This window comes from Haliea sp. (genome assembly GCF_040222615.1).
Taxonomy (GTDB): domain Bacteria; phylum Pseudomonadota; class Gammaproteobacteria; order Pseudomonadales; family Halieaceae; genus Haliea.
Genome location: NZ_JAVKCQ010000165.1, coordinates 22,310 through 34,848 on the forward strand (window position 1 = coordinate 22,310; position 12,539 = coordinate 34,848).

The window sequence follows — 12,539 nt, forward strand, 5'->3', positions numbered from 1 at the left end:
CGCTCGGCGCGCCGCGGTCAGGCACGCAGCTCGAAGTCGTACTCCATGATCTGCGGCGCGTGGTCGGAAAAGCGCTGGGCCTTGTAGATATCCGCTCTCTTTACCGCGGAGGCGAGCCCCGGCGTGATCAACTGGTAGTCCAGGCGCCAGCCCACGTTCCTGTCCCAGGCCTGGCCACGATTGGACCACCAGGTGTACTGGTCCGGCTCGGAGTTGACCAGGCGGAAGGAATCCACGTAGCCCAGCTCATCGTAGACCTGGTCCAGCCATGCGCGCTCCTCGGGGAGAAATCCAGAGTTCTTCTGGTTGGCCCTCCAGTTCTTCAGGTCGATGGGCTGGTGGCAGATATTCCAGTCGGCGCAGATGACGAACTCGCGGCGCTTGCGGCGCAGCGCCTGCAGGTGCTCATAGAACTGTGCCATGAAATCGTACTTCTTCGCCTGCGCCGCATCACTGCTGGAACCCGAAGGCAGGTACAGGGAAATAACGCTGACGCCGTCATAGTCAGCCTGCAGATAGCGGCCTTCAGTATCAGCCGACTCCCAGCCCAGACTGGTTACGACCTGCCGCGGCTTGACCCGTGAATACAGCGCGGTGCCGCTATAACCCTTCTTGACCGCATCGTTATAGAAGCAATGATAGCCCTCGGGGCTGAATACCGGGTCCGCGAGCTGTTCTTCCTGGGCCTTGGTCTCCTGGATACAGACCACATCGGCGTCCTGTTGCGCCAGCCAGGCGAAAAAACCCTTGCGGGCCGCGGCGCGAATGCCATTGGTGTTACAGGTGATAATAGTCGCCACAATCCGTCCCGATCCCTACGCAGCGGCGCAGTGTAACGGAATGGACCAGCCCGCTTCAATTCGCCGCGCCCGGCCAGCTACCCTGCCCCCGGACAGCACCCTTGTGTATCATCCGTGCAGTTCCACTGCCTGCCCTGCAACCTGACGACGACCGGGAGACCCCAGATCGCCATGAATGAAGTCGCCGCAATCACTACCCGCCTGCGTACCGCCTGTGAGCAACTGACTGCTCCGGGAGCCCCCTTCGAAATGGCGTCCCGGACAGTCAACGGCGCCGAACTGCGCTGCTACCGCAATGCGCCAGTAGACCTCCGTACCGCCCTGGATGCCGGCCGTGCGCATGGCGACAGGATCGCCATCACCTATGAGGAGGAGCGCTACAGTTTCACCGAATTCTTTACCGCGGCCGACCGCTTTGCCCACTACCTCGTCAATACCGCGGGCATCAAACCCGGGGACCGCATCGCCATCGCCATGCGCAACTACCCGGAGTGGATGTTTGCCTTCGTCGGCGCTGTGTCGGTGGGGGCGGTAGTGGTGCCCCTGAACAGCTGGGGGCGGGCAGAAGAACTGGGCTATGCCCTCGGCGATGCCGGCGCCAGCCTCGTCGTGTGCGACCCGGAGCGGTTGGACCTGATACGTTCGCGTCTGCCGGCACTGGGCTGTGCCGCCATCGTGGCCCGCAGCGCCGGCACCGACACCCGTGGCGCAGACCCCTGGGAAGTCACCCAGACAGGCCCGGCAGAGTGCCCCCAGGTGGCCATCAGTCCGGACGACCTGGTGATGATCATGTACACCTCCGGCACCACCGGCAAACCCAAGGGCGCCGCCTCTACCCACTTCGCCATCGCCCAGGCCCTGTACAACTTCGAACTGATGGCCTATATGTCGGCGATGGCCAACCCGGACATCATTGGCAAGATGATGTCCTCGGGTTTCGAGCCCTCGACCCTGCTCTCGGTGCCTCTGTTCCATGTCTCGGGCTGTTATGCCGTATTCCTGCTCAACCTGCGGGGCGGACGCAAGACCAGCATCCTGTACAAGTGGGACCCGGTGGCGGCGCTTCAGGTTATCGAACGCGAGCGTATCACCGTCTTCACCGGGGTGCCGGCCATGACCATCGCCATGCTGGAGTCGCCCGAATTCGAACGCACGGATACCAGCAGCCTGTATTCCCTTGGCGCCGGTGGCACTGCCTGCCCGCCGCACCTGAAGGACCTGATCTACGGCAAGGTTCCCCACGCCTACCCCGGCACTGGCTACGGCATGACCGAAACCAATGCCACCGGCAGCAGCTGCACCGGCGAGGCCTATCGGGTCTGCCCCACCGCCGCCGGCACCCTGTCGCCCATCGTTGACCTGCGCGCAATTGATCCCGACGGCAACATCCTGCCCCCGGGCCAGGCCGGTGAACTGATGCTGCGCAGCCCCACCAATGCGCGTGAATACTGGAACCTGCCCGCCGCAACGGCGGAAACCTTCGTCGACGGCTGGGTGCGCACCGGCGATATCGGCTACATGGACGAGTACGGCTTCGTCCATGTCGTGGACCGGATCAAGGACATGGTGATCCGCAGCGGGGAAAACATCTACCCGATTGAAGTGGAGGGCGTCCTCACCGCCCACCCGCGGGTGCGCGAGGCCTCCGTGTATGGCCTCCCACACCCCGAGCTGGGGGAAGAACTGGCAGCGACGGTGTACGGCGATCCCGGCCTGAAGCCGGAGGAGCTGACTGCCTACCTGAAGGAGCACCTGGCGGGATTCAAGGTGCCTACCCAGTGGTTGCTGACCGATGAGCCACTGGCCCGCAATGCCACCGGCAAACTGCTGAAGCAGGAAATCCGCGCCCGGCACCTGCAGCAGTGGCCGCATTCCTGAGGCCACGGTTGCCGGCAGGCGCGCTGCAGCAACAGGATCGGCGCCTCAGCCCCCGGGGCCTGCGCCGGTCACCATGGAGCGGGCCCGGCGTGAAAACGCCTCCGCATCCTCGGTTTTCCTGGCATCCATGAGTTCGGCGATATCCACCGGCACCTTGACTCCGGCGCGGGCACGGGGCCGGTCGGAAATCGCCCCCATCCAGCGGGAGAGATTGTCCAGGCCCTCTATGGAGATGCCTGACCAGCGATGTGTCCTGACCCATGCCCAGTTCGCCATGTCGGCAATGCTGTAGTCCCCGGCGAGGAATTCGCTCTCGCCCAGGCGCCTGTCCAGTACCTCGAACAGGCGCCGGCCCTCGGTCTGGTAGCGGTCGATGGCGGGCTGGATTTTTTCCGGGAAGTAGCGATAGAAGACATTGGCCTGGCCCATCATCGGGCCTACCCCGCCCATCTGGAACATCAGCCACTGCAGCACGCGAGAGCGTCCTCGCACATCCGTAGGCAGGAACCTGCCAGACTTCTCCGCCAGGTAAATCATGATGGCCCCGGACTCGAACACTGCAAAGTTGTCTTCATCGCGGTCGGTGATGGCGGGGATACGACCGTTGGGGCAGATGCGGAGAAACTCCGGAGACCTCTGCTGCCCGGCGCTGAGATCAATGGTATGCACCTCGTAGGGCATTTCCATTTCCTCCAGCGCGATGGAGGCCTTGTAGCCGTTGGGCGTCGGTGCCGTGTAGAGGTCGATCATCCGTTTGCCTTCAAAGGTTCATGAAATCCGGCGCATTGAATATCCAGCTTTTTTCCTCCACGCGGCGACTGATTCGCCAGCCAGCCGGCGTACGGCGGTATTCATCCACGTACCACAGACCGATCAGGAAAACCTGCTGGCCACCGTCCGGGAGGTTCATTTCCATTGGATTGAAACACATTACGCGACCCGTTGCGCTGTCGCCGTTTACCGTGAACTGCAGATTGGCGTTCAAATGCTGGGAATTGGGGAAGATCTCGTCGGCCACGGCCTGCTTCAGGTAGGCAATAGTCTCCTCCAGGTTACCCACCGAGCCGCCAAAGGCGGAATAGTCGATGTGGGCATCCTCTGTAAACACCTCGCGCAGCGTATCGAACGACTTGCTGTCGATCAGGTGGGAGTAGAAATACACCAGATCCTGGAGTTCCAGGCGGTCGGAGATATCCTGTTGTGACAACATGGCAGCTTCCTTTTTATAGTTGCTTGACTCAGAAAACCAGCGGCAGCTTGATGTGCTGCTGGTACATGCGGTCCCGATGCGCCAGCAGGCGCGGGGTCAACCATTGCGCCATCTCCGCGGCACCCGACTCGTACATGCCCCGCAGATAGTCGGGCATGGGGTTGACCTCATGCGGCAGGGGTTTGACCATGCCCGCGAAGTTGGCCCAGTAGAAATCCACGGCGCTGACCGCCTCGCCCACGAACCACTCGCGCCCCGCTGCTTCCTGCGCGGCGAGGCGCTGATCCAGCAAGCCGGCGATGGCAGCCAGTTTGGCGCCCGCTCCCGCGGCCGCGTCTGCGCTCCAGGCATATTTGGCTGCCATGCGCACAATCCCCAGGGGCGGCTCCGGAAGACTCATGCCCGGTATGAACAGCTGCAAGCGACGCTGCCAGCCAAATCCGTCGACCCCGGCTATCAACGCCGACAAGCCCAGCACCTCGGCCCGCAGCGCGGGATCGGCGGGCAGCAGGGCCGGTTCCGGCGCCAGGCGCTCTGCCAGATGCAACAGATCCAGCCAGTGACAGACGGGGGGCAAGTCGTTGTAGACCGCCACCGGTGCCGAAGTCTGCCCGGTCCAGGACTGCAGCGCAGCATTTTCACCACCGGCCTCCTGGCGCACGGGCAAATAGCTGAGTCCCTTGAAATCGAACAGGGACTTGGCGGTTTCGCCCCAGGGCCCGGGCACACCCGCCGTCAGTACCAGGCGCAAGCCGGGAGCATCAACCGCGTCTTCAACCTCAGCATATTCCATCACAATACTCCTTCTCAGGTATCCAGTTTAAATACGCGGATCGCGTTTTCCCGCAGGAACTTCGGCCAGACTTCATCGCGGAATGGCACCTCGGGCATCTCGCTGAAAATGCGGTCCAGGGACAGGCCCATGGGGAAGTAACCCGCATACATGACCTGATCGGATCCGCGGGTGTTGGCGAAATGCACGATATCCTTCGGGTAGTGCTTGGGCGCAAAGGCACTGGTCATGTAATGCAGGTTGGGGTACTTGAGCATGAGCTTCCAGGCCACATCTGTCCACGGCTCGCAGCCGTGCCGGGTAACCACATTGAGCTCGGGGAAAAACCACAGTACCTCGTCCAGCAGTTCCACCTTTTGCGGGCCAAAGGGCAGGCGCGGCCCCGGTATACCCATGCAGGGACAGAACGGAATGTCCAGCTCCACCAGCTTGGCGTAGATCGGGTACCATTTCTTGTCGTTCACCGGCACCGGCGGACAGATCATGGCCGGGGAGGCAGTGACCGCCTTGATATCGAACTCCTCTTTCAGCGCAACGATGGTGCGCACTTCGTCCATGCCGTTGTTGGGGTTGGCCTCATAACAGGCGAAAAAGCGGTCAGGGAACCGGCGCAGGGCCTCCTTGTGCTGTTCTGCGTAGGGACCGATGCCGATCATCGCGCGCTCGATATTGTGCTTGTCCATCTGCGCGATGGTGTAGGCGACGTAGTCCTCCTGGCCATCGATTTTGGGGATGTCCTTGAACATGTACTGGGCGGGCATCTTGAACATCTCATGGCTCTGCTTGTCCATGAGCATTGGCTTGATCCACTCGTAAAAGTGGCTGTTGTCGTCGCCGGGCACGGCCAGCATCAAATCGATGACGCCAATATCTTGCGGCATGGGCATTGCGGCACTCTCCTCGAATTACAGAGCGGTCATTGTGCTCGCAGCCGCCGGAGACACCAAGTACGCACCCCGGGGCCGGACCTAGAATTCAGCCCGGGGCACAATAGCATGAACCGCCGCCGGCGCAGCCTGCTAGGCGAGGTCGAAGGCAATCGGCATGTGCTTGATGCCGTTGATGAAGTTCGAACGCAGCCACTGAATCTCGCCGTCGAGGCGCGGGTTGCGGATGCGACGCACGATCTCATCGAAGATCGCCGTGAGCTCGAGTCGTGCCAGATGCGACCCCAGGCAGAAATGCTGGCCAACACCAAACGCGCGGTGACCGTTGCGCACATCCTCGCGCTGGTTACGCAGGATGTCAAAGCTGTCGCCGTCCACGAACACCGCCTCGTCGGCGCTGGCGGCGCCGTAGAACAACTGCACCAGGTCGCCCTTGCGAATCTGCACCCCATTCAGTTCGGTATCTTCCATGGCCGTGCGCCGGAATGCGATCACCGCCGGGTTGAAACGCAGGAACTCCTCGATCGCATCCGGTACCAGCGACGGGTCGTCCACCAGCTGCTGGAACTGCCGCGGATGCTCCAGCAGCATGCGCATGCCCTGGCTGGTCACGGTGCGTGTGGTCTCGTTGCCCGCCACGATCAACATCAGGAAAAAGTTGCAGAACTCCTCTTCCGTCAGCGGCTCGTCTTCCACTGTGCCCTCCAGCAGGGTACCGACAATCCCGGATGAGGGATTCTCCCGATGCTGGGCCGCCAGCTCCAAACCAAGCATGAACATTTCCATCATGGCGTTCATGCCATCTTCCTGCGAGGTGCTCAGGTCCGGGTCGTCCATGCCCAGCATGATATTGGTCAGTTCGAACAGGCGCTGCCGCCGTTCCAGCGGCACCCCCATCAGTTCACAGATGGCGATGAGCGGCAGTTCCGCCGCGATATCCGTGACGAAATCGCAGCGACCGTTGACCACCGCGCGATCCAGGATGTCCCGGGCGATTTCCCGAAAGCGCGGCTCATAGCTTTCCACTTTCTTCGGGGTGAAGGCGGAGCGCACCAAACGCCGGAATTTCAGGTGCTTCGGCGGGTCCATGTTGATCATCAGCATGCGCATCATTTCGATTTCTTCGGCCGTCGGGTTCTGCAACATGCAGGTCCGCTCAGCGGAGGAAAACAGCTCCGGATGCTTGGACACATAGTCCAGCTCAGCCTGTCGGGTTACCGCCCAGTAGCCCGGACTGTCGCCGTCGGCGGCGTGCCAGTAAACAGGTTCCTCACTGCGCAGCTGGCGGAAGGCCTCGCGCGGCAGCCCACCGCGAAAAGTGTCGGGATCGTTGAAGTTGATATGGGGACATGTGGCCATGCTGCTCTCCTGAACCGTCTCCGGCTCGCACTGGAACTAATGACCATTAGTCTGAGGCGCCCCGGGGGCGCCGTCAAGCGGAGAAATGACCGATCAGGAAAGCCGCAAGGGCAGGCGCCGCTGCCGTACCCCGGTCGCGGCGAACAGCGCGTTGGCCAGCGCCGGCGCCGCCGGAGGGGTGCCGGGTTCGCCGACCCCGGTGGGCGGGGCATCGCTGTCCAGGAGCACGACTGTCATGGGCGGGACCTCATTCTGGCGCAGCACCGGATAGTCGTGGTAATTGCCCTGCTCGACCGCGCCATCCTTGAGGGTGATCTCACCGTAAAGTGCGGCGCTGAGCGCAAAAACGATACCGCCGATCATCTGGTCCCTGACGATATCGGGGTTGATGACCTGGCCGCAGTCAACCGCGCAGTACACATGCTCCAGCCTGGGCTTGCCGTCCTCCAGCGATATTTCCACCACCTCGGCCACCACGGAGTGGAAGGACGCGTGCACCGCCAAGCCCTGGAAGCGTCCCGGCGCCGCCTTGCCCCAATTGGCTGCCTCGGCCACCGCATCCAGCACCCTGCGCTCCCGCGAATCCTCCGCCAGGTAGCGGAGACGGAAGGCCAGCGGGCAAAGTCCCGCACTGTGTGCCAGTTCATCGACGAAGCTCTCGACCACAAACGCCGTGTGGCTGTGCCCCACAGAGCGCCAGTACCCCAGGGGAACCGGGACCGGCAGATTGTGATATTCGACATTGATCCCGGCAAAGTTGTAGGGCAACTCTTTGGCGCCCTCCACCGAGGCGAAGTCCTTGCCTGCGGCCAGCTTGCCGGCCAGCGCAGTTGCCCCCGCCGGCACCCACTGGGGCAGCATGGTCCCGGCAAGCTTGGGAAGTACCTGCTGGTTGATACTCGGCCCCACTATGCGGTGGCGCCAGTGACTGACGTCACCCCCCGCGCCCACCCGCGCCTGAATCTGTCCGGCCATCGCCGGGCGATACCAGTCGTGACGGATGTCGTCTTCACGGCTCCACACGAGTTTTACCGGCCGCTCGAGCTCGCGTGCTATCGCCACCACTTCAGCGACGTTGTCGGCGGCTGCCCGGCGACCAAATCCGCCGCCGAGAAACTGATTGTGGATGACCACGGCCTCCCGAGGTACGCCCAGCACCCTGGACGCCGCGTCCCGGGCCACATCCGGCGCCTGGGTTCCGACCCAGACCTCGCAGCCTCCGGCCGTGAGGCGGCAGGTGGCGTTGAGCGGCTCCATCGGGGCATGTGCCAGGAAGGGCACCTCGTAGCGGGCTTGCACCAGGGTGCCATCTTCGGGGCCGGTGCCCGGCTCATCGCGCACGCTGGCAAAGTCATCCCCGTCCAGCGCCGCCGCCATGGCCGCGGTAATGGCGGCGCTGTCACGCATGCCATCAAGGGGCGGGGTGAAGCGAACATTGACCTTCGCTGCAGCCTGCCGCGCTGGCCAGTAACCGTCGGCCACTACCGCCACCCCGTGCTCGGTAGCAAACACCCCTGCGACACCGGGCATCCCGCTCGCGGCGGCGGCGTCAAAGGACTCGACCGCACCATCAAACCAGGGGCAGCGCAACAACACCGCAGTCAGGCAACCCTCCGGCGCAATATCAATACCGAATTGGGCTGTGCCGTTGCTCTTGACCTCGGCGTCCACGCGCTGCTCGTAGCGCCCGATAAGCTTCAGCTCCGAGGCTGGCTTCAACATGACTCCGGTCACCGCGGGCAAGGTGCGCGCCTCCGGCACCAGCTCACCGTAGGGAATGCGCACGCCGCCGCGGTTGCTGCTGATGACAATCCCGTTGCTGGCCTGTAGCGCGTCTCGCGCCAGCCCGGTCTGGTTCATGGCGGCCACAACCAGGGTTTCACGTGCGCTGGCGCCGACCTGGCGCAGGATGTCGTAGTAGACCCGGATAGAGGCGCTGCCACCGGTAATCTGCAGCCGCATCTCGGGGTCGGCAAAGGCGCTGTGCACCGGTGCCATCTCGTAGCGGATCGCGGCCGGGTCCAGCTCCAGCTCCTCTGCCACGAGGGTCACCATGCCGGTGACAATGCCCTGCCCCATTTCCGCCTTGGGAATCTGCAGCGTAACCGTGCCATCGGTGTCGATGCGCAGGAACGCGTTGGGCCGGAAATCGGTTTCACTGCCGAGCAGCAGCGGCTCTTCCGAGCAGCCCGTTAACTGAAAGCCAAGCGTCAGCGCCCCGCCTGCCACAGATACATTGCGAATAAACTGGCGTCGGGTAAGGTTCACGCTTCCCCCTCCACCGCTGGCTCCCAGTGCGCCACGGTGGCAACGCTGAGAATAGCCCGCTGCACTTTGTGGTAAGTGCCGCAGCGACACAGATTTCCTGCCATGGCCTGGCGTATGCTCGCCTCATCGGGTGCGGGGTTGGCCGCCAGCAGAGCGGCTGCGGACATGATCTGCCCCGATTGGCAGTACCCGCACTGGGGTACATTGTGTTCCACCCACGCGCGCTGCAAGGGATGCTCGCCGCCGAGCCCCTCGATGGTCGTCACTGCCTTGCCGGCCACTGCCGCCAGCGGCAGGGAGCAACTGCGCACAGCGGCGCCATCCAGGTGCACCGTACAGGCGCCGCAGAGTCCCATGCCACAGCCAAACTTGGTGCCGGTAAGGCGCAGGTTGTCCCGCAGCGCCCACAACAAGGGGGTTTGCGGATCGATTTCGAGACTGACGTCGCCGCCATTGAGAGTAAAGGCAATCATGAGGTTAGAGTTTCAGCTCCCTGATCAGCTGCAGGACGTCATCATGGTGGGTCTTGGTGGCAACCTTGTCCATCACATGCTTGAGACGGCCGTCCTTGCCGATGATAAAACTCGTGCGCAGTATGCCCATAAACTCCCGACCCATGAATTTCTTCAGGCCCCAGGCGCCGTATTTCTCCGCAACCGCATGATCTTCGTCTGACAACAGAGTGAAGTTGAGGTCCTGCTTGTCGATGAATTTTCCCAGACGCGCGACCGGGTCCGGACTCACGCCAAGTACTACCGTGTCCATCTTGGCCAGCGCTTTCTGGCTGTCGCGAATGCCGCAGGCCTGCACCGTGCAGCCCGGGGTCATGGCTTTGGGATAAAAATACAGCACCACGTTTTTCTTGTCCCGAAACTGCTTCAGGGTCACCGTCTTGCCGTCCTGGTCGGGCAGGAAAAACGCCGGTGCCAGGTTACCAAGCTTGGGAAATGCCATTGCCTGCTCTCCTTTTGTTCGTTTTTCAGTTGGCCCCGGGACGCCTTATTCCCGAGGGCGCCTGCGCTCGATCGCCGACACCCTGACCGGAAAGTCCCCGGTGGTGACGTCGACAAAGTACTCTTGCAGTGTTTCGCGGATGACCGGGAAGGCTATCTCGTCCCAGGGGATATCCTGTTCACCAAACAGCCCGCTGTCGCTACTCTCGGGCCCCACGCCAAAAGCGCCATCCACCAACTCGCAGCGGTAGAACATGTAGACCTGACTGATATGGGGCACATCGAAAATGCGGTAGAGCTCCATGTCGCTCACCCGGGCCCGGGCCTCTTCCCAGGTCTCCCGGGCAGCGCCCTGGACTGTGGTCTCGCCGTTCTCCATAAAGCCCGCGGGGAGGGTCCAGTAGTCGCGACGGGGCTCAATGGCGCGCTTGCACAGGAGCACCTTGCCCTCGAAGACGGGTACGCAGCCCACAATGACCCGCGGGTTTATGTAGTGGATGGTTTCGCAGGAAACGCAGACAAATCGCTGGCGGTCGTCCCCTTCCGGAATTCGCAGTCCGACCTCAGAGCCACAACTGGTACAGAATTTAATCACATCCACTATCCGTTATCGTCTTGGTCAGGCGAGCGCGCGATAGGCACCGCTGTAGAACATCAGCGGTTCACCCTCCGGGCGTACCTGCATTGCATCCACGCGACCGACAATGATCAGATGATCACCACCGGGATGGGTTGCATCCAGGCTGCACTCAAAGCTCACCAGCGCATCGTTGATCAGGGGTGCACCGCCGTTTTCACCTGGCGTGAAGTGCCCGGGCTCAAGCACGTGATCCCCCTTGCGCGCGTAACGAGAGGACAGCTCCTGCTGGTTACCTGCGAGCACGTTGATGGCATAGTGCCTGGCACCCGCATACACATCGAACACCTCCGAGTTGTTCTGCAAGCTCCACAGCACCAGCGGCGGGTCCAGCGACACTGAGCTGAAAGAATTGGCGGTCAGCGCCAGCGGCTCTCCCTGCTCATTCACCGCGGTAATCAGACACACGCCGGTGGCGAAGCGCCCCAGGGCATTGCGAAACTCACGTCCATCCAACTCCATGTCCTACTCCACTGTAGTTACTGTTGTCGATAAAAATCGGTTCACTCGCAGCTCCCCTTCGGCGGTTGCCAGCGCGCGGCGCGCTCATCATCGCTGGTGCGAGCCTCCACCCATGACGACCCTGCCGGCCCGTGCTCCTTCTTCCAGAAGGGTGCCCGGGTCTTGAGAAAGTCCATAATGAAGTCACAGGCGGCAAAGGCTTCGCCCCGGTGAGCGGCACCGACACCGACCCAGACAATGGGCTCGCCGGGCGCCAGCCGCCCCACCCGGTGGACCACCGTCGCCGCAAGCAATGGCCAGCGCGCAGCCGCGTCCTCCAGAATCAGCTGCAGGCTGCGCTCAGTCATGCCCGGGTAATGCTCCAGCTCCAGGGTGGTCACCGCTGCGCCGCCCGCCCCGGCCCGAACATAGCCGGTGAATTCAACCACGGCGCCGCAGTCGGCGACCCGTAGCGACCGGTGCAGGGCGGCGGAATCAAACGCCTGCTCCTGAACCCCTGCCTTCAACACCGCAGCCACCGCTCAGCCCCCGGTCACGGGAGGGAAAAAAGCCACCTCGTCGCCCTCCCGCAGCGAGTCTGCGGGCTCCGCGACACACTGGTTCACAGCCACCAGCAGATTGGGCTGCCCGAGCGCCGCCTGCCACTGCGGGCCGCGCTGCTGCAGCCTGGAGAGCAGTTTCTCCACCGTGGCAGAGTCTGCCGACCAGGGCAATTCGAGCCTGTCGCAGCCAAGCTGTTCGCGCACCCGGGCGAAAAACAGCAGCCTCAGCATCAGGCCTCACCGACCTCGCGCTGCCAGTCCCCCGACCGACCGCCGCGCTTTTCCGCCAGGCAGATCTCGCCGATGATCATGCCGCGATCGACGGCCTTGCACATATCGTAAATGGTCAGGGCGGCCACCGACGCGGCGGTCAAGGCCTCCATTTCCACCCCGGTTTTGCCCTCCAGTCGACAGCGCGCGGTGATATTCACGGCGCTGGCTGCGGTATCCAGGGAAAACTCGAGGTCGATACTGCTCAACATCAGGGGGTGGCAGAGGGGAATGAGCTCCGAGCATTTCTTGGCTGCCTGGATGCCGGCAATGCGGGCCACAGTGAGCACGTCACCCTTGGCATGCGCCCCGGCCTGCAGCAACCGCATGGTCTCCGGCTCCATCGACACCCGCGCGGTTGCCACCGCCTCGCGCCGTGTTTCGGGCTTGTCCCCCACATCCACCATGCGGGCCGTGCCCGACGCATCCAGATGCGTTAATTCCGCCATTACCTGTTGACCCCCGTCACCTGTCGTGGCC

At 62.9% G+C, this 12,539-nt stretch carries 15 protein-coding genes; 1 reads left to right on the forward strand and 14 read right to left on the reverse strand.

What is annotated here, in order from left to right:
- Window positions 1-17 precede the first annotated feature (17 nt).
- Window positions 18-800: an exodeoxyribonuclease III gene (locus RJQ10_RS13635; RefSeq protein ID WP_350147504.1), complete on the reverse strand. Its 783-nt coding sequence runs from the start codon at window positions 798-800 to the stop codon at window positions 18-20.
- Between the two features lie 171 nt (window positions 801-971).
- On the opposite strand from RJQ10_RS13635, the gene RJQ10_RS13640 reads away from it, so the two are divergent.
- Window positions 972-2,678, forward strand: coding sequence for a class I adenylate-forming enzyme family protein (locus RJQ10_RS13640; protein WP_350147506.1), 1,707 nt, complete (start codon window positions 972-974; stop codon window positions 2,676-2,678).
- A 45-nt stretch (window positions 2,679-2,723) separates the two neighbouring features.
- On the opposite strand, the gene RJQ10_RS13645 is transcribed toward RJQ10_RS13640, so the two are convergent.
- From RJQ10_RS13645 to moaC, 13 genes are all read right to left on the reverse strand, one after another.
- A complete protein-coding gene (locus RJQ10_RS13645) occupies window positions 2,724-3,428 on the reverse strand; it encodes a glutathione S-transferase family protein (protein ID WP_350147508.1) in 705 nt (234 codons plus the stop codon).
- A gap of 10 nt (window positions 3,429-3,438) precedes the next feature.
- Window positions 3,439-3,888: a nuclear transport factor 2 family protein gene (locus RJQ10_RS13650; RefSeq protein ID WP_350147510.1), complete on the reverse strand. Its 450-nt coding sequence runs from the start codon at window positions 3,886-3,888 to the stop codon at window positions 3,439-3,441.
- Window positions 3,889-3,916: 28 nt separating this feature from the next.
- A complete protein-coding gene (locus tag RJQ10_RS13655; RefSeq protein WP_350147512.1) occupies window positions 3,917-4,681 on the reverse strand; it encodes a glutathione S-transferase family protein in 765 nt (254 codons plus the stop codon).
- Between the two features lie 14 nt (window positions 4,682-4,695).
- Window positions 4,696-5,568 carry an amidohydrolase family protein gene (locus RJQ10_RS13660; protein ID WP_350147514.1) on the reverse strand — a complete coding sequence of 291 codons (873 nt, stop codon included), beginning with the start codon at window positions 5,566-5,568 and terminating at the stop codon, window positions 4,696-4,698.
- A 132-nt stretch (window positions 5,569-5,700) separates the two neighbouring features.
- Window positions 5,701-6,927 carry a cytochrome P450 gene (locus RJQ10_RS13665; protein WP_350147516.1) on the reverse strand — a complete coding sequence of 409 codons (1,227 nt, stop codon included), beginning with the start codon at window positions 6,925-6,927 and terminating at the stop codon, window positions 5,701-5,703.
- 93 nt (window positions 6,928-7,020) lie between these two features.
- Entirely contained in the window at window positions 7,021-9,195 is a 2,175-nt protein-coding gene (locus RJQ10_RS13670) for a xanthine dehydrogenase family protein molybdopterin-binding subunit (RefSeq protein ID WP_350147518.1), read from the reverse strand.
- Window positions 9,192-9,668: a (2Fe-2S)-binding protein gene (locus RJQ10_RS13675; RefSeq protein WP_350147520.1), complete on the reverse strand. Its 477-nt coding sequence runs from the start codon at window positions 9,666-9,668 to the stop codon at window positions 9,192-9,194. Before RJQ10_RS13675 ends, RJQ10_RS13670 begins: the two co-directional genes overlap by 4 nt.
- Window positions 9,669-9,672: 4 nt before the next feature.
- Window positions 9,673-10,149: a thioredoxin-dependent thiol peroxidase gene (bcp, locus tag RJQ10_RS13680; RefSeq protein WP_350147522.1), complete on the reverse strand. Its 477-nt coding sequence runs from the start codon at window positions 10,147-10,149 to the stop codon at window positions 9,673-9,675.
- Window positions 10,150-10,194: 45 nt separating this feature from the next.
- On the reverse strand, window positions 10,195-10,740 hold the full coding sequence (locus tag RJQ10_RS13685) for an NUDIX hydrolase (RefSeq protein WP_350147560.1): 546 nt from the start codon (window positions 10,738-10,740) through the stop codon (window positions 10,195-10,197).
- Between the two features lie 27 nt (window positions 10,741-10,767).
- Complete coding sequence (locus RJQ10_RS13690; RefSeq protein WP_350147524.1) at window positions 10,768-11,247, reverse strand: flavin reductase family protein; 480 nt, start codon at window positions 11,245-11,247, stop codon at window positions 10,768-10,770.
- Between the two features lie 41 nt (window positions 11,248-11,288).
- A complete protein-coding gene (locus tag RJQ10_RS13695; RefSeq protein WP_502880242.1) occupies window positions 11,289-11,756 on the reverse strand; it encodes a molybdenum cofactor biosynthesis protein MoaE in 468 nt (155 codons plus the stop codon).
- 12 nt (window positions 11,757-11,768) lie between these two features.
- On the reverse strand, window positions 11,769-12,020 hold the full coding sequence (gene moaD, locus RJQ10_RS13700; protein ID WP_350147526.1) for a molybdopterin converting factor subunit 1: 252 nt from the start codon (window positions 12,018-12,020) through the stop codon (window positions 11,769-11,771).
- The gene (gene moaC, locus RJQ10_RS13705; protein WP_350147528.1) at window positions 12,020-12,508 is read right to left on the reverse strand and encodes a cyclic pyranopterin monophosphate synthase MoaC; all 489 of its coding nucleotides are present in this window, start codon (window positions 12,506-12,508) and stop codon (window positions 12,020-12,022) included. The genes moaD and moaC overlap by 1 nt, the downstream gene beginning before the upstream one ends.
- Between the last annotated feature and the right edge of the window lie 31 nt (window positions 12,509-12,539).